We start from the raw sequence: 21,373 nt of genomic DNA, 5'->3' as shown, positions 1-21,373 counted from the left end.
GTACCTATGAGTTCAATTGCAAAGACACCACTGCCCCCTTATTATGCAGCTATTTTTACTTCTGAACGTTCGGAAGGGGATGGTGGATACGGAAAGATGGGGGACAAAATGGTGGAACTGGCTGCCAAGCAACCTGGCTTTCTAGGTGTGGAAAGTGTTCGTGACCAAAACGGAGTGGGCATCACAGTGTCCTATTGGGAGTCCTTGGACGCTATAAAACATTGGAAGGATAACGAGCTGCACAAGGTAGCACAGGAGAAAGGGAAATCCGAGTGGTATACAGCATTCGGTTTAAGAGTGAGCAAGGTAGAACGAGATTATTTTTTTACAGTGTAAACATGAAATGCACAGTGGCTATGTCATCAAAAAAGGAGCGTCTTCCAAGCCATAAACGGCTGGCAGGACGCTCCTTTTTTTGTTCCTATGCTTATACTCTTACGGGCTATGTGTATATGCTTAGGAGTTAGATGTATTTACCGGCTTCATCTCCTGTATAGCTTCTTTCAAACTTTGTGAGCATTGTTCGTATAGTTGTTTTCTTTGCTGCTCACTGGAGCCAGATGCGAGCTTTTGCAGTTCAGTAGTGCACTGTTCTAATAGAGTCAGCACGGCTTGATTAGAGTCCTGTACCTTGGATTGTTGTACATTATCGCTATATTGGTCAATATATAGTTCTCCTTGTGTGTCCACCTGGGCAAAAAACACATCTTTGACCGTTAGACTCTTTTCCTTTAGCTTGGCATCCAGCCATTGCTGAGTAATCCCCATGTATGCCATTTGTTGCTCCATAAGTTGTCCATCCATAATGACTGCTGTAGGTTCCTTCTCCGGTAGCTGCAGCATATTCAGATCCTTAAGCGTCACAGGCTGCTTGTCTTTGGTTAACAGCACATTGACTTCGCCACTAGTTTCCATAAGAGCAAATTCTACATCAGCTACTTTGAATACATTCTTGCTTCGAAGCTGTTCCATGAGTTCATCCAGGGTGAGTCGCTCTTTTCTCAGATTATCCTCTAAAATTTTGCCGTCTTTGATTAGGACTGTCGTCTTTCCATCTGATAAATCCCTGACTTTCTTGCTTTTAATTTGCAAAAATTCAATGCCAAGTGTTGTCAGTACCCATACGGCTAACGATACAGTACCCAAGTACCAGGAGGATTCGCGTTCCAAAGGGATAGAAGCAGCCAAGTTACCGATGGTGATTCCAGTTATATATTCGAACAAGGAAAGCTGTGATACCTGACGTTTTCCGAGAATCTTGGTAATCACAAAAAGAATAACGATGGCTAATAACGTACGTAAAGCTACAATGGTCCATTCCTGCATTTGTCCAACCTCATTTCATTTCGCCATAAGGGCGCTACTATTCCAAGGATGTCCGCGCCAAGTCCCATTTAAACTCTAATCTACCCAAATTTAAATAACAGGCTGTCACCTATCCGATTCAATGCAATATAAAATTAAAATTTTCTATCGTTCAATTACCATTGTCTATTAGTCAAGCGATTGACGGAAAGGAGGGAGCAGGATACATTATAGATATAATTCATATTTAATCAATCGGGATTATAAACATTAAACTCGCGGAGGTATGTATATGTCATCCAAACCTAAAGTTGTAGTGTGGAGCAAAACCGGCTGTCATTTTTGTGGAGAGATCAAATCGTACCTAGAATCCCAAAATCAGCCGTATGAAAATATCCAAGTGGACGGTAATGATGCACTGCGTGATGTGTTGGAGACCAAATATGGTATTCGCTATGTTCCTGTCGTAGAGATAGGTGGAGATAACAAATATGAAGCACTTCTTAACCCGGATCTGGAAGAGCTGGGTAAAGTGCTGGAAAGTTATAATCAAGCGGTATAACAATTATATTCAGGAGAGGTGGAAGAGCCATGGCTAAGAATAGACAGATTAAATTGGGTGCGATAATTCACGGTGTTGGGGGAAGCATGACGACTTGGCGCCACCCTGATGTACCGGCGGATGCCAGTGTTAATTTTGAATTTTATAAAACGCAGGCGCAAAAGGCAGAGGAAGGGAAGTTTGATCTCGTATTTATCGCAGACGGTTTGTTTATTAACGAAAAATCCATTCCTCACTTTCTGAACCGTTTTGAGCCAATTACGATTTTGTCTGCTTTGGCTGGGGTGACGAAGCATATCGGACTGGTCGGCACATTGTCGACTTCCTATAGCGAACCGTTCACGGTAGCACGCCAGTTTTCTTCCATTGATCATATTAGTGGAGGTCGTGCAGGCTGGAATGTAGTGACTTCCCCGCTGGAAGGTTCTGCTCTTAACTTTAACAAAGGGGAGCATCCATCGCATCCACAGCGCTATAAAATTGCCGATGAATATTTGCAGGTGACCAAAGGACTATGGGACTCGTGGGAAGAGGATGCGTTCGTTCGTGATAAGGAAGCCGGCGTATTCTTTGATCCCGACAAGCTGCATACACTGAACCACAAAGGTGAGTTTTTCTCTGTGCAGGGCCCGCTGAACATTGGACGATCCAAGCAGGGACAGCCGGTCATTTTCCAGGCGGGTTCCTCAGAAGATGGCAAAAACCTGGCTGCCAAGGAAGCGGATGCTGTATTTACAGGACATGAAACCTTGGAGGAAGCGCAGCAGTTTTACCGTGATGTGAAGGAACGTGCGGTGCGCTATGGCAGATCAGAAGAGGATATTGTCATTTTGCCAGGCATTTCGCCGATTATCGGCAGTACGCCAGAGGAAGCGGAACGCAAGTATGAGGAGATTACCAATCTAGTAACGATCGAGGCTGCGTTAAAATATTTGGGGCGTTTCTTCGATCATCATGATTTCTCACAATATCCGCTGGATGAGCCATTCCCTGAGCTTGATGGTATTGGCAGTAATTCATTCCGTAGCGGTACAGATAAAATTAAACGAACAGCCAAAGAGCAGAATTTGACCCTGCGTGAGGTTGCATTACGTTCAGCTACGCCGAGAACCTCTTTTATTGGGACTGCTGAGCAGGTGGCGGATCGAGTGCAAGAGTGGTTTGAAGGAAAAGGCGCAGACGGATTCATTATCGGTTCCGACGTGCCAACGGGCCTACATGATTTCGTAAATCTAGTTGTGCCTATTTTGCAGGAGCGCGGTATTTACCGTCAGGATTATGAATTTAGCACATTGCGTGAAAACCTGGGCGTACCGATTCCTGAGAATCGTTATACAGCAGCCAGATCCAAAGTGAAAGTTGACGCATAACAGAAGGAGAGAATGAGATGTCCAAGGTTGTCATCCTATCAGGCAGTCCATCTACACAATCCCGTTTGTACGGCTTGATTCACTATGCAACTGAGCAGTTACGGGAGGCTGGAGCAGAGGTTACATTACTGAATGTGGTCGACTTGCCAGCTGAGGATTTGATCAAAGCTAACTTTAGTAGTCCCGACGTCACAGCATCGCTTGCGTTGCTTGCAGACGCAGATGCCGTCATTGTGGCTTCGCCAGTATATAAAGCCGCCTATTCAGGGCTATTGAAAATATTTCTGGATCTGGTTCCGCAGGAAGGTCTGAGAGAGAAGCCTGTCTTGCCTTTATTTATCGGCGGTACACTGGCCCATCTGCTGGTCATTGACTACGCCCTGAAGCCGGTGCTCAACGCGCTGGGGGGAAGACATATTCTTGGTGGGGTGTATGCGGTGGATCAGTGGGTCGAGCGCCTGCCGGGTGGAGCATATGGATTGTCCGAAGAGTTGGTTGTACGATTGGACCGTTCGGTTAAAGAACTAAATGAACTGTTAAAGTTATAGATATTTTCAATATTTCCATTGACAGGTCGTTCAGTGAGTTTTATGATACAAAAAACCAAGTTAACTCATTGGATAAATGTATATAAAACTTACTGGGGGACTTGCGTATGAATATCGAGAATATGGAAGCCTTTGTATACGTGAATCATTATGGAAGTTTTAATAAGGCGGCAGAAGCGTTGTTCTTGTCACAGCCCTCTGTCACAGCCCGGATTCAGACGCTGGAACGCGAGCTTGAGTGTAAGTTATTCGACCGTCAAAGCAAACAAACGATTCTAACGGAGGATGGACGAAAGTTCCTTCCTTATGCGGAGCAGATGCTCCAAGTGCTGCAAAAAGGGAAGCAAAAGCTTCAACAGCGCAAGAAAGCCCCTCAGCAAATTCGAATCGGCTGCACGATATCGGTGTCGAACTACATTATTCCTGAAATATTAAAGCAGCTTCGTGCTCGGTATCCGGAAATCAACTACAAAATTGTGACGGCTACGACGGATCAACTGGTACATAAGCTGTTGAACCGTGAGGTAGACATTAGTTTTGTCCGTAAAGTGATGCATCCGGCTATTCGTACGCTTGCCTTTTATGAAGACCCGATTTCCCTGTATGTATATGAAGGCCACCCGTTTACGAAGACAGGTAAGGCTAGCATACAGGATATCCAACGTGAAACACTGGTGTTTTTTGAATGCGGATCATTAGATTGGATGAGGATTCATCGATCTTTTGAATCACTGGAGCAGCCACCGGATATAGCTTTTCAGGTAGACAATGTGGTCACGGCCAAAAAGCTGGTATTGCAAGAGGCGGGCATTGCCTTTTTACCGGATGTCTGTGTGAACCGTGAAGTGAAGGATCAAAAGCTGTTCCGCATTCATGTTCCAGAGGTGGCTGGGGTATCTATGCAGATTAGCATAATCGCGACCAAAGAAGACTGCGCAGTGACCTCGGATTTTGCAGATGCACTGACAGAAGGCTTCCGGGAGGCTGTTTTGTTATAGAAAAGTTCTATAGGTTGGTGGATTGACGTATTGATTTCCAAGTGTTAAATTAATCACATCCTAAAACCAATTAAGTTTATAGGAATTGTAAAATATCAAATGTTATAGCTACCATGTATGTCGCAAACTGCTGATATGCAAAGAGATGAGGGGGATTCATATGAAAAAGTGGTTTGCAATATTGTCTGTTATGGCAATCATTCTGGTGTTGGCAGGCTGCGGTTCCTCAGATGACACGTCTAGTGCGTCAGGTTCAAGCGGAGACGTGAAGAAAATTATCGTAGGCACAGGTACTCAATTTAAAAATGTATGCTTTATTGACGAAAATGGAAATTTAACAGGCTTTGATGTGGAGCTGATTAAGGAGCTGGACAAGCGCCTGCCTCAATACGAGTTTGAATTCAAAACGATGGATTTTGGAAATCTGCTGCTCAGTCTCGATGCCGGCAAGATTGATCTGGTATCGCATCAAATGGAGAAAAACCCGGAACGCGAAGCCAAGTATCTGTTCAACAAAAATCCGTATAGCATTTTTCTGAACAGAGTGGCTGTAGCGAAGGATAATAATAGCATTCATTCCATTGATGATTTAAAAGGGAAAAAGGTACTTACCAGTCCAACCAGTAATGCGGCGTATGTGCTGAAAGAGTATAACAAAACCCACGGGGATGCTCTGAATATCGTATATACGTCTGGTGCAGCCAATGATACGGTGCAACAAATTACGAGCGGCCGTATAGATGCGACCATTACGACAGACTTTGCGAACCGTTTTAACACCGATGAAAAAGGAGAAGTAGCTCTGAAAACCGTCGGTGATCCTTTGACTCAATCAGATGTGCTGTATGTACTGAACAAAAATGAGCAAGGATTGGCGGATGACCTGGACAAAGCCATTCAGGAAGTGAAGGACGACGGCACGTTGTCGAAGCTGAGCATCAAATGGCTTGGAGAGGACTTCACAAAGTCCCTGGAGGATGTGAAAAAAGAAGGTTCCAGCAGTAAGAATTAAGGACAGACTTGGACATTTCAGCGGTCAGGGTACTTTATGTATTCTGACCGCTGATGTATAGAAAGGAGGCAGGCATATGAGCAGAGAGTTCAATATTGATTATGTTTTTAGCTTTATCCCGAAAATGCTGTCCTATTTGCACATCACCTTGTTTATTGTGGCAAGCTCGCTTGTGTTGGGACTGATCATTGGTCTGTTGGTTGCGCTGCCTCGCATGTATAACATTCCATTTCTCAAACGTGTTTCTCAGGTGTATGTTTCTTTTTTCCGTGGAACCCCTATTCTAATTCAATTGTTTCTGGTGTATTACGGCCTGCCAGAGCTACTAAAGCTGGTGGATATCAATTCCTCCAGGTGGGATGTGCTGTGGTTTGCTGTAGCGACCTATGCGCTCAACAGTGGAGCCTTTATTTCTGAAATTATCAGGTCTGGTGTAGGAGCTGTAGAACGGGGACAAATCGAGGCTGCACAGTCAGTCGGCATGTCAGGCTATCAGACTTTTACACGTATCATCTTGCCACAAGCGCTGGCTGTGGTGGTTCCCGTATTTTCCAATCTGGTCATTGGTAATTTGAAGGATACTTCGCTGGCGTTTACCATCGGTGCGATGGAGATGACAGGAAAATCGCAAACATTAGGCTCGGCTACCCAGCATTTTGTTGAAACGTATATCGCGTTGTCTCTTATCTATCTGGTGATCAGTCTGATTGTACAAAAATTATTCAAGGTGCTGGAAAATACGCTTCTCCGGCATGAGCATAGAGATTCAGTACAGAAAGAGCCCGCAAAACGAAAAGGTTTTGTGGTGCGTTACCTGAGAAGTCCTCGTCTGAGTAAAGGAGGTAAAGGCATATGAGTCTGGACTTTGGATTTGTATACACCGCCTTTTTGGGATTGTTCTCGGCGTTGCCCAACACTTTAATCATTACAGTGGTTTCCGTGCTGGCAGGGTTGGTCATCGGGATTATAACGGCGTTGGCACGAATTTATAACGTTCCTGTGTTGTCGCAAATCTCTCACGCTTACGTTACTTTTATCCGAGGTACACCGATGCTGATGCATCTGCTGCTTATTTATTTCAGTTTGCCTTTGTTGATTGATGCAGGAGCGAAGCATTTCGGTTGGTCACTGCAATCCAAAGACGTTCCTTATATGGTATTTGTACTCATTTCGTTCTCCATTACCAGTGGCGCCTATATGTCTGAGGTCGTCCGTTCCGGAATCCAGTCGGTCAACAAGGGCCAAATTGAGGCGGCTTATGCGGTTGGTATGACGACATGGCAAGTATTGAGACGCATCGTATTTCCACAGGCGTTTGTGGTGAGTTTGCCGAACCTGACGAATTCGGTTATTGGGATGCTGCATGGCTCTACCTTGGCCTTCACGGTTTCGGTCACGGAAATCCAGGCACAGGCTGAAATTCTGGCATCCACCAACTGGAAATATTTAGAGGTGTATATTGCGGCAGCACTGCTATTTTGGGGCTTGACGGTATTGATTGAGCGAATATCCGGCTTGGTGGAGAAAAAAATCAATGTGTTTAATGGAGGTCGAGCATCATGATCCGTCTGCAAAATATTACAAAGTCGTTCGGCAAACATGAAGTGCTCAAAGGCATTGATTTGACGGTAAACAAAGGCGAGGTCGTTGTTATCTTAGGACCAAGCGGTTCAGGAAAAACAACCTTGCTACGCTGCATTAATTATCTGGAAAAGCCGAATGACGGAGAAGTCAGCATTGGCGATTTTACCGTGAACTGCAAGCGACCTGCGAAGAAGGATGTCTTGGCCTTGCGTAAAAAGACGGCTATGGTGTTCCAGCAATATCATTTGTTCAAGCATAAAACCGCGCTGGAAAATGTCATGGAGGGACTTGTCGTTGTCCGTAAGGTTAAGCAAGAGGAAGCGAAAAAAATTAGTATTGAAGTGCTGGAAAAGGTTGGTCTTGGCGAAAAACTGAATCATTATCCGAGCCAGCTATCCGGTGGGCAGCAGCAGCGTGTCGGCATCGCGCGCGCTTTGGCGCTGAACCCAGAGGTGATTTTATTTGATGAGCCAACTTCGGCGCTGGACCCTGAACTGGTGGGTGAGGTGCTGTCGGTGATCCGCAAGATTGCGAAGGAAGGCATAACGATGATTGTCGTGACACATGAAATGGGCTTTGCGCGTGATGTTTCTAATCATGTGGTATTTATGGATGGCGGCCATATTATTGAGGAAGGCACACCGGACGCCATTTTTAACCACCCCAAAGAGGAGCGTACCCAACAATTCCTGAAACGAATTACACCAGAATATAACTATTCCATTTGACGGGAGAGGGAGACATGAGCATTAAAATCGGAGTATTGGATCAAAGCCCTATACACGAGGGTGAAACGGCGGCACAGGCCCTTCGCAACACAATTAAGCTGGCGCAGCGTGTAGAAGAGCTGGGATTCACACGCTTTTGGGTATCAGAACATCATGATTCCGAGCAGGTTGCAGGCTCATCACCAGAGGTGCTTATTTCCCATCTATTAGCACGTACCGAGCGTATTACCATCGGGTCTGGCGGGGTAATGCTTCAGCATTACAGTCCATATAAAGTGGCTGAAAACTTTAATGTGCTAGCCTCTCTTGCACCGGGGCGTGTAGATTTGGGTATCGGACGTGCGCCAGGCGGGTTGCCGAAATCTACACAGGCGTTACAACGTAACGTGCATGATGCGCCTTCTCTTGAAGAGAAAATTGATGAAGTAAGCCGCTATATTCATAATATCCCGATTGAAGAAGGACCGCTGGCCGGATTACAGGCGAATCCGATTCCAGAAATCCCAGCAGAGATTTATGTTTTGGGTACAAGTACAGACAGCGCTGGAATTGCTGCGCGTTTGGGGTTGCCCTATGTTTTTTCGCAATTTATTAACAGTAGTGAGCAGGTTGCATTGGATTCATTCCGTACGTATCGGGAGTCTTTCGATTACAGTTATGGGCGTGAACCAAAGGCACTTTTTGCGCTATCGGTTATTGTGGCAGACACTTCCGAGGAAGCAGCGGAGTTGGCAGGTGAGCAGAAGCTGTACAAGATTCATCTGGCCAGTGGCAAAACGGCTACGGTGGGCGCGCTGGAAAGTGCAGAGGAATTTGGTAAGCAATCGGGTGAAGAATATACAATTGAAGTTACAGAAGCACAAATTAACAAAGGAAATAAAGACGAAATCTATGCTACGCTGACGGAAATACAAGCGAAGTATCAGGCAGATGAACTGATCGTGACGACAGGCATACGGGATATCGAAAAGCGTGTGCGCTCATTCGAGTTGTTGCATGAAGCTTTTGCCGGGTTGCCTGTGCAATCCTAGATACTATTGACATAAGAAAGTTATAGCCAATAATGGATTCACAAAGGAGGAATAGGGATGAGTGGATCAACCGGGACAAAGGAGCAGGTTTTGGAGCAGAAGCTGGTGGAAATTCGCCGTCATCTGCACCGTTATCCCGAGCTGTCTAACGAGGAGGTTGAAACTACCGCCTATATCCGCCGCCTGCTTAAAGAACAGGATATAACGATTCTGGATGTGCCGCTGCGTACCGGATTGGTAGCGGAAATCGGCGGACAGCAGGAAGGTCCAACGGTTGCGCTTCGTGCAGACATTGATGCACTGCCCATCCAGGAGGAGACGGGATTGCCCTATGCTTCGCTACATCCTGGCAAGATGCATGCCTGTGGGCATGATTTTCATACGGCATCCCTGTTAGGTGCAGCCGCATTGCTGAAGCAGCGGGAGCAAAAGCTGAAAGGGACGGTTCGACTGGTGTTCCAGCCAGCCGAGGAGAAAGCCAAAGGCGCTGCCCAAGTGCTGGACAGCGGTGCGCTGGCAGGGGTGCAGGCCATCTTCGGCCTGCATAACAAACCAGACCTGCCCGTAGGCACGGTCGGTATCAAAGAAGGACCGCTAATGGCAGCGGCAGACGGATTTTACATTGAGGTGGAGGGCTTGAGCACACATGCGGCAGTTCCGCATGCAGGGATTGACCCCATTGTGGTATCGTCGCATATCATTACGGCACTGCAATCGATTGTGAGCAGGAGCGTTAACCCGCTCGATAGCGCGGTCATCAGTGTCACGAAGCTGCACAGTGGCAATGCTTGGAACATCATCCCAGACCGCGCTCATTTGGACGGAACCATCCGCACATTTGACGAAAATGTTCGAGCCCAGGTGGCTGAACGCTTCGAGCAGGTCGTCAAGGGCGTAGCCGATGCTTTTGGCACGAAAGCGACCATTCGCTGGATCGAGGGTCCGCCACCTGTACTGAACGACGGTAAGTTGGCTGTAATCGCGGTGCAGGCGGCCGAAGCGGTTGGTCTGGAGGTCGTTCGTCCCATACCTTCCTCGGCAAGCGAGGACTTTGGATTTTATCAGAAGAACGTCCCAGGTGTGTTTGTCTTTGTCGGCACTGCGGGAAGCCAGGAATGGCATCATCCTGCCTTTGATCTGGACGAACGTGCGCTGCCGGGAACAGCGAAGCTGCTAGCTTCACTGGCTGAATCGGCGTTGAAATCCATAGAGTAGGAACACAACGCTACTCTATGGATGCTGATCCCCTCTCTATGAAGAGGGGATCTTTTTGTTTGACGGTATATTATTCCAATGATAATATAAAATTGTTATTTAATTCAAAATTGAGAGTGGGTGTAGGTGAGAGATAAACGTTTGTTATTTTGAATGTGCTCGTAAAAATAACAGGTACGGAGGTTGAAAAAATGCCGAAGAAAAAAGGAATGATCATGGCTTCTTTTTCATTGGTAATGGCTGCTTCTTTACTGGTTGGCGGAGCTAATGTCGGTTCAGCAGCCTCAGATTATGAAAGCACCTCGAATATAGAAATAACGAGTAATAGCTTGGCTGCCGCTGACTTACCTGCCAAATTTAAGCCTTCGGTAGAATGGGTTTGGAAGAATAGGATAGTCAAAGAAGGCTCGACCAACCGTAAAAATTTGATTTTTGATCAAATTTATGCGGGAAAAGGAACGATAAATTATGTAGTGCGCTGGCAATCCTCTAAAAATATCACTCTTCAGCAACGTAAAGATATGGCTTCCATGCTAAGTCGCCAATTAAATAACTGGAATAAGCAGCTAAAAGGATATGACGGCTGGCCGTATGATTATATTACTGTAAAAATAGTAGGCTGGGCCGTTGCAAATCCGTCGCAGATTCTTAACAAACAATCGAATGAAATCGTTTACACGGATACGATTACCGATGACTTAAGTAAAACAGACCCCAATATTCCGGCGAAACTTCCGGTTGCTCCTAATGCACTGTCGAGATTTGAACATTTTATGGACCCTAACTATACGTATCCGGGGGGACTGGACAAGCGATTTGATATGTACTTATGGGGAACGTCTAATTTTCAGGGTGGAGCCGGTGGTGACTGGGGACAACGTATGCCTGATGATTATATCCTGAGCACCTTGAATTCGGATGAAGTTCAGATCACAGAGCATGAGATGGGGCATGGATTCGGCTTGCCTGATTTCTATGAAGAGCACGAGCGTCCACCTGGCGGGTTCCCTGTGCCTACGATTATGTGGGCCGGAAATTCTCCTAAAATTACAGAGTGGGATACCTGGATGTTGCGTTATACCTGGAGCCAGGTCAAGAAAGACACCTCTCGTTTTCCCACCCGTTAAAAGAAAATGTATGTATTCAAAGGTTGTCTCCTGCGATTTTTGGTGGGAGACAACCTTTTTTATTTTATAGATAAACAGTTTGACTCGGAAGGGACTGACTTTGGCTTTGCATCAGTATTGTGCCTTCATTTTCGTATGAATGAATCACTAAGAATGAACGGATGTACGATAGTATGTATAATGGACATCAGATATGAAAGAAAAGAGGACAGAAAGCGATGAGTCACGACGTGAATGCTCCTTATGATGTACATGTAGGATATGGACCAGTGTTTGAGCTGCTCAGCAGCTTACACACTTTTATTTGTCGTAAAGCGTATAAGAAGACAGATTTAATAGCATCCAGATGGGCGGACCAAGTGCGTGGAACGCTGTCTCCGAGGCTGTCCGCGTTACTGGAGTCCATGGAAATCAATGCAGACTGGAAAATTATTTATGGACTTGTATGTATGCTTTCTGATCAGGGGGGCGTTGAAGAGGTCGTGGATCGTTTGGAAAGCCAGTCTTTACAGGAACTAAAGCAACAGGCATCAGCCTATGGGATTCCGCTGTCTGACGACATGGAGAACCTCCGTAAACTTGCTTTGCAACTGCTATCCGGCTGGAACGAGGAGTATTTTCGTCACGTGGATACAAGTATCCTTAGCGGCCTGGAACTGGAAGCTGAATGCAGAAAACGGGAGGAGAACGCATATAGCTCTATGGAGCGGGTGGATCGTATAACTAATGGCTTCCGATTCGAGCCTTCCGCTGGACTGACGCAAGTGTTGCTGGTACCGCAATATCATTTTCAGCCGATGAATATTATTTATCGATTTGGGTCACTTTTGTTATGTCATTATTCCGCAGGAGTATATGTTCAGGAGGATGATTTTTTATCACCACAGGAATACCGAATGATTCGAAGTTTGGGAGAGAAGAGCAGGCTCAAGATTTTAAAATATTTGTACCAAAGCCAGTCTCCGCGAACCTTTATTGAGATTGTCCGTCATCTCAAGCTATCCAAGGGAATCACGCATGATCATATATTTAAGCTCCGTGCCGCTGGCTTTATTCATGCACATTTTGATGGCGAAACATTGCTTGGCTACAGTGCACGGCTTACGGCTGTGGATGAGATGCATTGGAGTATCCTTGGTTATATGAAGCGAAGGTAGATCGCAATATTAATTATTGACAAAAATATTTATTTGTGCTATAATTTAAAATTAATCCTATTTATATTATAATAAGATTCTCCTGGCCAGGGGAATCTTATTATTGTTTTTATAGGAGGATCAATGTATGAAGCCAAATGAGTCTAGTTTAACTTCCTTAATATCAGCTTTTGGCCGAGCATATCATAGTCAACATGACACACCCAAAATTTTTGATGATTTTATGGCTAAAGATTTAATTTCCCAAAATGAGTTTTCAGATATCAGAGAGAATATGATTAAAGGAATAGCGTTTTTCAATAAAGATATTGCGCAAAGGTTCAAAGATGATCCGGATGAAATTTTAAAATGGATTACACAAGTTCAACTTTCTCCAACGACCTTAGCACGTGCTGCATATTGTGAAAAAGTATTACTTAATGAAGTTAGGTTAGGATTACAGCAGTATGTCATACTAGGGGCCGGGTTAGATACGTTTTGTTTCCGTCATCCAGAATTGAAAAATAGCTTAGAAATATTTGAAATGGATCATCCAGCAACACAGGAATCTAAAAAGAAAAGGTTAGCTCATGCAAATTTAAAAATACCGAGCAATCTTCATCTGGTTTCTATGGACTTTGCCCATCCATTTTCGTATTCCAATCTATTGGATGAAGGGTTTGCTAATAAAAAAACATTCTTTAGCCTTCTGGGTGTTTCTTATTATTTAACTAAAGAGGAAATTTCAAGATTAATAAATCATTTGTTTACCAAGGTCCCATCGGGAAGTTCGATCGTTTTTGATTATGCAGATGAAAACCTTTTTAAAGAAAACGGCATGTCTAATCGAGTTGAAAATATGGTAAAAATGGCTTCAGTAAGTGGTGAACCCATGAAATCGTGCTTTGCTTATGATGAAATTGAGGGAATGTTAGAAGCTTCAGATTTACTAATTTATGAACATCTATCCCCGGATACAATAAATAGCCTTTTCTTTGGTGAGAGGGCAGATTATTTGTCCGCATTCGAAACGATTCATTATATCCATGCTATAAAAAAATAATATAACAATAAATAAGAGACAGCCTCTCAATCTACTATTAGGGATTGAGAGGTTTTATTTATATTTGTACAAGAATTCGGATAGATATTGATGAGCAGAGTTTTTATATAAAAAAATGCAGTTCTCCCTTTACAGAACCCTAATAAATTCCTATAATGAGGTTTATCTTCTTAATCACAACTTGTTCTATCGGAATTTAATCATTTAACTCGGGGGGATTATGTTGAAAAAGGGTATTATTTTACTTAGCAGTCTACTTCTGGCGAGCTCTACCTTGCTGGCAGCTTGCTCTAACGGTGGATCGGAAAGCAACAACAATACTACTGCCCAAAATAATGGGGACACACAGACAACTGCTACAGCGCAGCCATTAACAAGTCTGGTAAAGGCTTCTGATATGTCCAAATTGCCGGAAGTGTCCAAAAAAAGAAACGACACCATTATTGTAGGCCTGACTGACCCGGCCGGAGTATTCACGCCGTATTTTAACCAAAGCGGCTATGACGGCAACGTCATTTCGCAGTTATGGACTCCGCTGGTTACGGTAGATGAGAAGGGACTTCCGCTGCCCAATCTGGCGAAGAGCTGGGATATTTCCAAGGATAATTTAACATATACGTTTCATCTGGTTCCCAATACCCAATTCAGCGATGGCTCACCTTTGACAGCAGAGGATGTCGCATTTACCTGGACGTTAATCTATGACAAAGCCTATCCGGGCGATAGCCAAATCCGAAAGCTGAACATTAAAGGCGGCAAAGCCTATACGGAAGGCAAGGCACAACAAATTGATGGAATTAAGGTAATTGATCCACAGACTATTTCTGTGACATTGGAAAAGCCAAACGCGCTGGCTCTGACTATTCTCGGTGAATATGTATTGTCCAAAGCTTACTACGGCAAGGATTATAAGTTCGGACAGCTGGATTATTTTAAAAATTTGCATGGTAGCCCATTGGGGAATGGGGCATATAAGTTGGAAAAATTCATTCCAGGGCAAGAAGTTCGTCTGGAGGCAAACGATCACTTTTTTAAAGGCAAACCGAAAACGAAACACTTCATATATAAGACAGCGGAAGGCGATGCTTGGCAATTCATCGAAACAGGGGATACCGATTTTGCTTCCTTTACCGCAACGCAAGAAAATATCGACAAGCTGAAAGGACTCGGCTTTTTGAATATTTTGCCTTATACACCGAGCACCTATGGATATTTGCAAGTCAATCTGGAAAATGAAAAGCTGAAGGATAAAAAGGTTCGTCAAGCGTTGACCTATGGATTGGATCGCAAAAGCATTTATGTTGACGCAGCACAGGGAGCAGGGGCGGTCGCCAACATTCCAGCTTCTCCTATATTCTGGTCATACACGACCGATGGAATCAATCCATACAACTATGACCCGGAGCAAGCGAAAAAGCTGCTGGATGAAGCGGGCTGGGTAGAAGGCAGTGATGGCATTCGTGAGAAAAACGGCCAGAAGCTGACCATTCACTTGCTGACCTCCAAACGTCCAGAAACAGACACCTTTATCGCGCTTGCGGCTGAAAACTATAAAGCGATTGGCGTTGACTTGCAACCGGAAATCTTTGCAGACTTTAATGCAATGGTCGCCAAAGTAGAAGGTAAAGATTATGATCTCGCCGCCTTCTCGACAGCCATGCTGACAGACCCATCTGATGGAATCGAGCCGTTCGTCAATGGTGAAATCAAGGGATATAACAATCCGAAGCTCAAAGAGCTCTATGAAAAAGGTTTGGCTACGACGAATATGGAAGAGCGTAAGAAAATATATAAGGAATTATATGTACTGCTAAATGATGAACTACCCGTTATTTTCACCAACTACAAGAAGACTGTATATGCTTACAATGGTCGAATGGAACATGTAAAGGTCAGCCCATTCATTGGTTTGTCTGGTAATCTGTTCGAGTGGTCCCTTAAATAAGCCACCTTTGCGGGCCCCTTGTGAAGAACTTCAGGTTCGGATCAAGGGGTCTGCCAAATGGAGGACGCGTAATGAGTAGCCCGACCATGAATTGAAAGGAGTCTGTCATGAGCTCGTTTTTAACGAAAAGACTGACGTACATGATTATTATTTTGTTGGCCGCTTCGATGATGATTTTTTTTCTGTATGCCATGACACCGGGAGATTTCATTAGCGGTAATCTGAAGCTGTCGCCGGAGAGAAAAGCGGAGCTGAGGGAAATTTACGGGTTGAATAAGCCTATTCTTGAGCGCTACGGAAACTGGCTAGGCAATGCGCTGCATGGTAATTTCGGCTATTCGCTCGCTCAACAGAAACCGGTGCTAACCTTATTTAATGAATATATCTGGAATTCATTCTTGTTGGCCATTGTATCCACCTTCCTGACCTGGCTGATTGCAGTTATTATTGGTGTGGTTGCTGCTTACAAGCAGTATTCATGGTTCGATACGCTGGTCATGGTGGTGATTTTTGCCGCGATGTCTGTTCCCTCTTTTTTTATCGGACTGTATCTGATCAAAATTGCGGCGGTCGATCTGAAATGGCTGCCACCGGGCGGGATGCTCAATACGGGTAGTAACACTACAGGCATGGAGTATGTGAAGGAGGTTCTCCAGCATATGACCTTGCCGGTGATCGTGATGACACTGCTGGGCTTGGGTTCGCTGACCCGTTACTTCCGCAGCAATATGATCGACGTGATCCAGCAGGATTATATCCGCACAGCTCGTGCAAAGGGCTTAAAGGAAAGAAAGGTGCTTTTTACACACGCATTGAGAAATGCATTATTGCCTGCCATTACGCTCGTTGGCTTTGAATTGCCTGCGTTGTTTGGCGGATCTCTGATTATTGAAAAGATTTTTAACTGGCCCGGGATCGGTCAGCTGTACATGCTATCCTTTTCGCTTCGGGATTATCCGCTGCTGATGGGCTTCACGATGCTGATTGCCATATTGAGCGTGATCGGGACGCTGTTATCCGATATTTTGTATCGCATTGCTGACCCGCGTGTAAAAGTGTAAGAAGGAGGCTATGGAATGTCATCCGTGAGCAGTAATTTGAGCAAGAGCAACCGCAGACTGCGATTAAATGCCAAATCTTCAATGTGGCAGCAAGCGCTCCGGCAGCTGTTCAGAAACAAGCTTGCTATGGCTGGGCTGCTCGTCGTGGTATTTATGTTTTTGCTCTGTTTTATCGGTCCGTTATTTTCTCCTTATTCCGATAACAAAACGAACATATTAATAATGAACAAGGCGCCGAATATCCATCACTGGCTAGGAACAGACAAGCTGGGACGGGATGTGCTGACACGTGTGATGCAGGCAGGTCAAATTTCTCTTACTGTGGGTTTGGCTTCTATGGTGTTGTCTGTCTTTTTAGGAGCAACGCTGGGGGTTATATCCGCCTATTTTCGCGGAATTGCGGATCAAATCATTATGCGCATTGCCGATTTGCTGCTGACTATACCCAGTTTGCCATTGCTATTTATTATGGGTGCGCTGTTATCTGACTGGAAGGTTCCGCCTGATCAACGGATGTATATCGTCATGTTGATGCTGAGTCTGGTCAACTGGCCGGGGATTGCACGGATGGTGAGAGGTCAGATGCTTAGTTTGCGAGAACGTGAATTTATGCAGGCAGCGACGGTACTAGGACTATCGAATCGCCGAAAGCTCTTTAAGCATCTGCTGCCGAATATTTTGCCATTGTTGATCGTTATCGCTACATTGAACATTGGCGGAGCCATCCTGAGTGAATCTGTACTCAGCTTCTTTGGTCTTGGTGTGTTGCCCACGACACCGACTTGGGGCAATATGATTGATGCCGCCAACAATGTACTGGATTTTCAGCAACGACCTTGGTTGTGGATACCACCAGGCCTGTCTATTTTTGCAACAGTCATCGCTATTAATATTTTTGGTGACGGGCTGCGGGATGTACTCGACCCGAAACATAAGAGGTAGGTGATCATGCACCATGGACAATTTACTTTCCATTGAACATTTAAGCACTCATTTTTATACAGAAGAAGGAACGGTCAAAGCGGTGGATGATATCAGCTTTCGCGTGAAGCCGGGGGAGACGGTATGCATTGTCGGTGAATCGGGCTGCGGCAAAAGTATTACCGCCATGTCGATCATGGGCCTGATTCAGAGTCCCGGTGGTAAAGTGACAGGTGGAAGTATCCGTTTTGAGGAAACCGATCTGCTAGAGCTTAGTAGAAATGAGATGCGCACGATTCGCGGACATGAAATCTCCATGATTTTTCAGGAGCCGATGTCTTCATTAAATCCGGTGATGACCATTGGTGAACAACTGTCTGAGCCACTGATTGAGCACTTAAAGATGGGCCGAAAGCAAGCTCGCAAGCGGGCGCTAGAGCTGATTGAACAGGTCGGCATATCCCGACCGGAGCAGATTTTAAAAAGCTACCCCCATGAACTGAGTGGAGGGATGCTGCAGCGCATTATGATTGCCATTGCTGTTTCTTGCGGACCCAAGCTGCTTATTGCGGATGAGCCGACCACGGCACTGGATGTAACAATTCAGGCACAGATTCTCGACATGCTGCGTGAATTTAAAGCCCAATCCAATATGTCGCTCATGTTAATCACCCATGATTTGGGTGTTGTTGCGGAGATGGCCGATTACGTCATTGTGATGTATGCGGGCAAGATCGTCGAGGAAGGCGAAGTGGTGCAGCTATTCAATCACCCCAAGCATCCCTATACACAGGGGTTGCTCAAGTCCAAACCGGTGCTTAATCAGCGCCAAAAGGAGCTGTATTCCATCCCCGGACAGGTACCTAATCCACTGGAGCTGACGACTTCTTGTTATTTTCATGACCGCTGCGGGCATTGCATAGACATTTGTCGTGTAAAGGAGCCTACATTAAAAGAAGTTTCAGCTCAGCAGAAAGCATCCTGCTGGTTATATGAGGAGGCGGTTGTTCATGGCTGAGCCGTTGTTGGAAATAGACCGTTTAAAAACATACTTCCCGGTGAAGTCCGGTTTTATGAATCGTACTACAGGGCACGTGCGGGCAGTAGACGATATAAGCTTTACGATCCGTCAGGGTGAAACCTTCGGTCTGGTGGGGGAATCGGGGAGCGGTAAAAGCACGGTGGGCCGCACGATTGTCAGATTGACGGATAAAACAGATGGTACCGTAAAATACAAAGGGGTAGATCTCCACAGCTTGTCGGCCAAAGGGATGCAGGAACTTCGTCCTAAAATTCAGCTGATCTTTCAAGACCCGTACAGCTCGCTGAATCCGCGTGTACGGATCGGAGATGCCATTGGTGAGGCGCTGCTCGACCACGGTATAGCTACCAAAGAGGAGGTTCGGCAGATCGTGCTGGACGTACTTAAGCTGTGTGGATTGTCGGAATATCATATCGACCGTTTCCCGCATGAATTTTCGGGAGGTCAGCGTCAACGGATTGGCATTGCCCGCGCGCTGGCGCTTCAACCGGATCTGATCATCGCTGATGAGCCGGTGTCAGCGCTGGATGTGTCCATACAGGCGCAGATTATTAACCTTTTTGCCAAATTGCAGGCCGAGCGGGGTCTGACATATTTGTTCATCTCCCACGATTTGAGCGTAGTTGAACATTTATGTTCTCGTATTGGCGTGATGTACCTAGGCTCTATGGTCGAAACAGCTTCGCGTGACGAGTTATTCGGCAATCCGCTGCATCCGTATACGAAGGCGTTGCTGTCGGCTGTGCCTATACCAGTGCCGAAGCTAAAAAGAGAACGTATTTTGCTCAAAGGGGATATTCCAAGTCCGGTGAATCCGCCTTCGGGCTGCAAGTTTCATACGCGCTGCCCCTTTGCAATCGACCGCTGTTCTCAAGAGATTCCATTCTATCGTGAAGCTCGCCCAGATCACTGGGTGGCTTGCCATTTGGCTGAATGAACGAAGTTAACTCAGCAAGTTTTGTGCCGTTGTCACGGCAGACCGTTCACCGCAATGAAACGGTTCTGCTAGAGCAACGGCTTTTTGCTGTATAGTGTTTTGAAATGTTTGAGTTGACAATCTACTTGAAGCAGAGGTATATTAAACATTAATCGTAATTATTACTATTAAAACGCAAAAGCATGTCCATATTTGTGTCCTTCCGTCCCGCGATCGCGATGGGGAACCTTTATGATTGGCATATATAACAAGGAGGAGCTTTACATGGCCAAGAAGTCGAAAATCGTAAAAGAGAAGAAACGTCAGGAAATTGTAGCGAAATATGCGGATTTGAGACGTGAATTAAAAGCAAAAGGGGACTATGAAGCTTTGCAAAAGCTTCCTCGGGACTCATCCCCAACCCGCTTGAAAAACCGTTGCGAGCTGACAGGCAGACCGAGAGGATACCTGCGCAAATTCAAGCTGTCCCGAATTGCGTTCCGCGAGCTGGCCCATAAAGGCCAAATTCCAGGTATTACGAAATCTAGCTGGTAATTTAGAAACCGATTAATTGTTTGTATGTTTATCTGATAGCAGGTTGTAACGAGAATGCTTCATGCCAGTAGGGTGGCGTGGAGCATTCTTTTTCGAAGGAATATATTATCATTTGTATTGATTCTCCTCAGTTGGTTAGGTAGAATATGGACGGGTTAAAAATAATACATAACAAGCGATTACATAATGTGGATATGTCAGATTATGTATACCTCAGGAGGAGCTACAAGATGGAAGTGAAACAGAGAGAGGACTCCTTTTGGAGTATGGTCAAAAAAGGAAATAAATCTTCAGGCTCGGCAGCGTTGGGTAATACCGGCATTGCCCTGATTAAGGGGATTGCTTTTGCCTTGACAGGCAGTGGCTCTATGTTTGCTACGATGATGCATTCCATTGCGGATGCAGTGAACCAAATGTTTGTATTTGCGGGCAGTGTATTGGCAGAGAAAAAACCTACGAAACGGTTTCCTACTGGCTTTGGACGGGTAATTAATCTTTTTTGTATGGTTGCTGTTATTGTCGTAACGATTATGGCCTACGAAACTGCATTGGAAGGAATTCATTTGCTACAGCATCCGGCTGAATCTGCACAAGGATTTTGGATTAATGTAGTGGTGCTGGTTTTGTCATTGGCGGTTGACGGATTTGTATGGAGCAAAGCGATGAAAGAAGTGCTGCATGAATCCAGAGTGGAAGCTAAGGGGCTAAGTATTTTTACTTCTGCCTTTCGTCATGTGGGACGTGCTGCGCCACCAACCCGTTTGGTGTTCTATGAGGATTTGGTTGCAACGACAGGTGGGGTACTCGCCCTGCTAGCTGTAGTGGTCACATCGCTGACTGATTTTAAGCTGCTGGACGGAATTTCAAGTATTCTCATCGGCTGTCTGATGGTCGGTGTAGCGTTCCGGGTCGGTTATGACAACATGGTGGGCTTGATTGGTGTATCTGCACCTCCCGATATCGAAGAACGTGTGGCTTCCATTATCCTGGCAGATACACATGTGACTGATATTTCTCAAATGCGTATTTTGCAGGAGGGACGTTACTATCACGTCGAAGGGGTGATCGAGCTTACTTCGGGCATGACGCTGGCTGATGCTGATGATATCAAATTTAGAGTCGAGGATGCTCTGCTGCGTGATCCTAATATTTCAGATGCCGCATTGGGGATTCTAGAGGATGACGGGATTAGAAACTGGAAACAAGAGAAGCCTAAAGCTTAGAAAAATGGACCAAAGCGAATCTGGACGGAGC

The 21,373-nt window shown here is 45.4% G+C and carries 22 protein-coding genes; 21 read left to right on the top strand and 1 reads right to left on the bottom strand.

Translation table 11 applies throughout. The features are described 5' to 3' along the window. Nucleotides 1-6: 6 nt before the first annotated feature. On the top strand, nucleotides 7-336 hold the full coding sequence (locus G9G57_RS21530) for an antibiotic biosynthesis monooxygenase family protein (RefSeq protein WP_164965530.1): 330 nt from the start codon (nucleotides 7-9) through the stop codon (nucleotides 334-336). Nucleotides 337-456: 120 nt separating this feature from the next. On the opposite strand, the gene G9G57_RS21525 is transcribed toward G9G57_RS21530, so the two are convergent. Continuing rightward, nucleotides 457-1,326 carry a DUF421 domain-containing protein gene (locus tag G9G57_RS21525; RefSeq protein ID WP_019687077.1) on the bottom strand — a complete coding sequence of 290 codons (870 nt, stop codon included), beginning with the start codon at nucleotides 1,324-1,326 and terminating at the stop codon, nucleotides 457-459. A gap of 271 nt (nucleotides 1,327-1,597) precedes the next feature. On the opposite strand from G9G57_RS21525, the gene G9G57_RS21520 reads away from it, so the two are divergent. From G9G57_RS21520 to G9G57_RS21425, 20 genes are all read left to right on the top strand, one after another. Further along, the gene (locus G9G57_RS21520) at nucleotides 1,598-1,867 is read left to right on the top strand and encodes a glutaredoxin family protein (protein ID WP_013370895.1); all 270 of its coding nucleotides are present in this window, start codon (nucleotides 1,598-1,600) and stop codon (nucleotides 1,865-1,867) included. A gap of 29 nt (nucleotides 1,868-1,896) precedes the next feature. Continuing rightward, a complete protein-coding gene (locus tag G9G57_RS21515) occupies nucleotides 1,897-3,237 on the top strand; it encodes an LLM class flavin-dependent oxidoreductase (protein ID WP_164965529.1) in 1,341 nt (446 codons plus the stop codon). A 17-nt stretch (nucleotides 3,238-3,254) separates the two neighbouring features. Then, a complete protein-coding gene (ssuE, locus tag G9G57_RS21510; protein ID WP_164965528.1) occupies nucleotides 3,255-3,785 on the top strand; it encodes an NADPH-dependent FMN reductase in 531 nt (176 codons plus the stop codon). Nucleotides 3,786-3,892: 107 nt separating this feature from the next. Beyond that, on the top strand, nucleotides 3,893-4,783 hold the full coding sequence (locus G9G57_RS21505) for a LysR family transcriptional regulator (protein WP_016821108.1): 891 nt from the start codon (nucleotides 3,893-3,895) through the stop codon (nucleotides 4,781-4,783). A gap of 160 nt (nucleotides 4,784-4,943) precedes the next feature. Further along, complete coding sequence (locus G9G57_RS21500; RefSeq protein WP_164965527.1) at nucleotides 4,944-5,795, top strand: transporter substrate-binding domain-containing protein; 852 nt, start codon at nucleotides 4,944-4,946, stop codon at nucleotides 5,793-5,795. A 76-nt stretch (nucleotides 5,796-5,871) separates the two neighbouring features. After that, nucleotides 5,872-6,651, top strand: a complete 780-nt coding sequence (locus G9G57_RS21495) for an amino acid ABC transporter permease (RefSeq protein ID WP_164965526.1) — start codon at nucleotides 5,872-5,874, stop codon at nucleotides 6,649-6,651. Then, nucleotides 6,648-7,358 carry an amino acid ABC transporter permease gene (locus tag G9G57_RS21490; protein ID WP_164965525.1) on the top strand — a complete coding sequence of 237 codons (711 nt, stop codon included), beginning with the start codon at nucleotides 6,648-6,650 and terminating at the stop codon, nucleotides 7,356-7,358. The genes G9G57_RS21495 and G9G57_RS21490 overlap by 4 nt, the downstream gene beginning before the upstream one ends. Further along, complete coding sequence (locus tag G9G57_RS21485; protein ID WP_025364725.1) at nucleotides 7,355-8,107, top strand: amino acid ABC transporter ATP-binding protein; 753 nt, start codon at nucleotides 7,355-7,357, stop codon at nucleotides 8,105-8,107. The genes G9G57_RS21490 and G9G57_RS21485 overlap by 4 nt, the downstream gene beginning before the upstream one ends. 14 nt (nucleotides 8,108-8,121) lie before the next feature. Next, complete coding sequence (locus G9G57_RS21480) at nucleotides 8,122-9,138, top strand: LLM class flavin-dependent oxidoreductase (RefSeq protein WP_164965524.1); 1,017 nt, start codon at nucleotides 8,122-8,124, stop codon at nucleotides 9,136-9,138. Between the two features lie 57 nt (nucleotides 9,139-9,195). Then, nucleotides 9,196-10,353 carry an amidohydrolase gene (locus tag G9G57_RS21475; protein WP_164965523.1) on the top strand — a complete coding sequence of 386 codons (1,158 nt, stop codon included), beginning with the start codon at nucleotides 9,196-9,198 and terminating at the stop codon, nucleotides 10,351-10,353. 191 nt (nucleotides 10,354-10,544) lie between these two features. Further along, on the top strand, nucleotides 10,545-11,480 hold the full coding sequence (locus G9G57_RS21470; protein WP_164965522.1) for a dockerin: 936 nt from the start codon (nucleotides 10,545-10,547) through the stop codon (nucleotides 11,478-11,480). A gap of 218 nt (nucleotides 11,481-11,698) precedes the next feature. Beyond that, the gene (locus tag G9G57_RS21465) at nucleotides 11,699-12,637 is read left to right on the top strand and encodes an ArsR family transcriptional regulator (RefSeq protein WP_151255784.1); all 939 of its coding nucleotides are present in this window, start codon (nucleotides 11,699-11,701) and stop codon (nucleotides 12,635-12,637) included. A gap of 127 nt (nucleotides 12,638-12,764) precedes the next feature. Next, on the top strand, nucleotides 12,765-13,679 hold the full coding sequence (locus G9G57_RS21460) for a class I SAM-dependent methyltransferase (protein WP_164965521.1): 915 nt from the start codon (nucleotides 12,765-12,767) through the stop codon (nucleotides 13,677-13,679). Nucleotides 13,680-13,899: 220 nt separating this feature from the next. Beyond that, the gene (locus G9G57_RS21455) at nucleotides 13,900-15,624 is read left to right on the top strand and encodes an ABC transporter substrate-binding protein (RefSeq protein ID WP_017428377.1); all 1,725 of its coding nucleotides are present in this window, start codon (nucleotides 13,900-13,902) and stop codon (nucleotides 15,622-15,624) included. Nucleotides 15,625-15,731: 107 nt separating this feature from the next. Continuing rightward, nucleotides 15,732-16,685, top strand: a complete 954-nt coding sequence (locus G9G57_RS21450; protein WP_025364731.1) for an ABC transporter permease — start codon at nucleotides 15,732-15,734, stop codon at nucleotides 16,683-16,685. A 15-nt stretch (nucleotides 16,686-16,700) separates the two neighbouring features. Beyond that, on the top strand, nucleotides 16,701-17,627 hold the full coding sequence (gene opp4C / locus G9G57_RS21445; RefSeq protein WP_107734166.1) for an oligopeptide ABC transporter permease: 927 nt from the start codon (nucleotides 16,701-16,703) through the stop codon (nucleotides 17,625-17,627). A gap of 13 nt (nucleotides 17,628-17,640) precedes the next feature. Next, nucleotides 17,641-18,624 (top strand): ABC transporter ATP-binding protein, encoded by a 984-nt coding sequence (locus G9G57_RS21440; RefSeq protein ID WP_151255786.1) that lies wholly within the window; start codon nucleotides 17,641-17,643, stop codon nucleotides 18,622-18,624. Beyond that, nucleotides 18,617-19,585, top strand: a complete 969-nt coding sequence (locus G9G57_RS21435) for an ABC transporter ATP-binding protein (RefSeq protein WP_016821122.1) — start codon at nucleotides 18,617-18,619, stop codon at nucleotides 19,583-19,585. The genes G9G57_RS21440 and G9G57_RS21435 overlap by 8 nt, the downstream gene beginning before the upstream one ends. A 264-nt stretch (nucleotides 19,586-19,849) precedes the next feature. Then, nucleotides 19,850-20,119 (top strand): 30S ribosomal protein S14, encoded by a 270-nt coding sequence (rpsN, locus tag G9G57_RS21430; RefSeq protein WP_017428381.1) that lies wholly within the window; start codon nucleotides 19,850-19,852, stop codon nucleotides 20,117-20,119. A gap of 230 nt (nucleotides 20,120-20,349) precedes the next feature. Further along, nucleotides 20,350-21,342 (top strand): cation diffusion facilitator family transporter, encoded by a 993-nt coding sequence (locus G9G57_RS21425; RefSeq protein ID WP_016821124.1) that lies wholly within the window; start codon nucleotides 20,350-20,352, stop codon nucleotides 21,340-21,342. Nucleotides 21,343-21,373 lie beyond the last annotated feature (31 nt).

It is taken from the genome of Paenibacillus sp. EKM211P (assembly GCF_011066175.1).
GTDB classification, from domain to species: domain Bacteria; phylum Bacillota; class Bacilli; order Paenibacillales; family Paenibacillaceae; genus Paenibacillus; species Paenibacillus polymyxa.
Note: the sequence above shows the minus strand (reverse complement) of the source record. Positions and strands in the feature narration are given on the sequence as shown.

Excerpts from the sequence above, each read along its gene's own strand:
- G9G57_RS21530 (WP_164965530.1), top strand. The coding sequence starts at position 7 with ATGAGTTCAATTGCAAAGACACCACTGCCCCCTTATTATGCAGCTATT.
- G9G57_RS21440 (WP_151255786.1), top strand. The coding sequence starts at position 17,641 with ATGGACAATTTACTTTCCATTGAACATTTAAGCACTCATTTTTATACA.
- G9G57_RS21525 (WP_019687077.1), bottom strand. The coding sequence starts at position 1,326 with ATGCAGGAATGGACCATTGTAGCTTTACGTACGTTATTAGCCATCGTT.
- opp4C (WP_107734166.1), top strand. The coding sequence starts at position 16,701 with ATGTCATCCGTGAGCAGTAATTTGAGCAAGAGCAACCGCAGACTGCGA.
- G9G57_RS21455 (WP_017428377.1), top strand. The coding sequence starts at position 13,900 with ATGTTGAAAAAGGGTATTATTTTACTTAGCAGTCTACTTCTGGCGAGC.
- G9G57_RS21450 (WP_025364731.1), top strand. The coding sequence starts at position 15,732 with ATGAGCTCGTTTTTAACGAAAAGACTGACGTACATGATTATTATTTTG.
- G9G57_RS21480 (WP_164965524.1), top strand. The coding sequence starts at position 8,122 with ATGAGCATTAAAATCGGAGTATTGGATCAAAGCCCTATACACGAGGGT.
- G9G57_RS21435 (WP_016821122.1), top strand. The coding sequence starts at position 18,617 with ATGGCTGAGCCGTTGTTGGAAATAGACCGTTTAAAAACATACTTCCCG.
- G9G57_RS21460 (WP_164965521.1), top strand. The coding sequence starts at position 12,765 with ATGAAGCCAAATGAGTCTAGTTTAACTTCCTTAATATCAGCTTTTGGC.
- G9G57_RS21425 (WP_016821124.1), top strand. The coding sequence starts at position 20,350 with ATGGAAGTGAAACAGAGAGAGGACTCCTTTTGGAGTATGGTCAAAAAA.
- rpsN (WP_017428381.1), top strand. The coding sequence starts at position 19,850 with ATGGCCAAGAAGTCGAAAATCGTAAAAGAGAAGAAACGTCAGGAAATT.
- G9G57_RS21495 (WP_164965526.1), top strand. The coding sequence starts at position 5,872 with ATGAGCAGAGAGTTCAATATTGATTATGTTTTTAGCTTTATCCCGAAA.
- G9G57_RS21465 (WP_151255784.1), top strand. The coding sequence starts at position 11,699 with ATGAGTCACGACGTGAATGCTCCTTATGATGTACATGTAGGATATGGA.
- G9G57_RS21485 (WP_025364725.1), top strand. The coding sequence starts at position 7,355 with ATGATCCGTCTGCAAAATATTACAAAGTCGTTCGGCAAACATGAAGTG.
- G9G57_RS21475 (WP_164965523.1), top strand. The coding sequence starts at position 9,196 with ATGAGTGGATCAACCGGGACAAAGGAGCAGGTTTTGGAGCAGAAGCTG.
- G9G57_RS21505 (WP_016821108.1), top strand. The coding sequence starts at position 3,893 with ATGAATATCGAGAATATGGAAGCCTTTGTATACGTGAATCATTATGGA.
- G9G57_RS21470 (WP_164965522.1), top strand. The coding sequence starts at position 10,545 with ATGCCGAAGAAAAAAGGAATGATCATGGCTTCTTTTTCATTGGTAATG.
- G9G57_RS21520 (WP_013370895.1), top strand. The coding sequence starts at position 1,598 with ATGTCATCCAAACCTAAAGTTGTAGTGTGGAGCAAAACCGGCTGTCAT.
- G9G57_RS21515 (WP_164965529.1), top strand. The coding sequence starts at position 1,897 with ATGGCTAAGAATAGACAGATTAAATTGGGTGCGATAATTCACGGTGTT.
- G9G57_RS21500 (WP_164965527.1), top strand. The coding sequence starts at position 4,944 with ATGAAAAAGTGGTTTGCAATATTGTCTGTTATGGCAATCATTCTGGTG.
- G9G57_RS21490 (WP_164965525.1), top strand. The coding sequence starts at position 6,648 with ATGAGTCTGGACTTTGGATTTGTATACACCGCCTTTTTGGGATTGTTC.
- ssuE (WP_164965528.1), top strand. The coding sequence starts at position 3,255 with ATGTCCAAGGTTGTCATCCTATCAGGCAGTCCATCTACACAATCCCGT.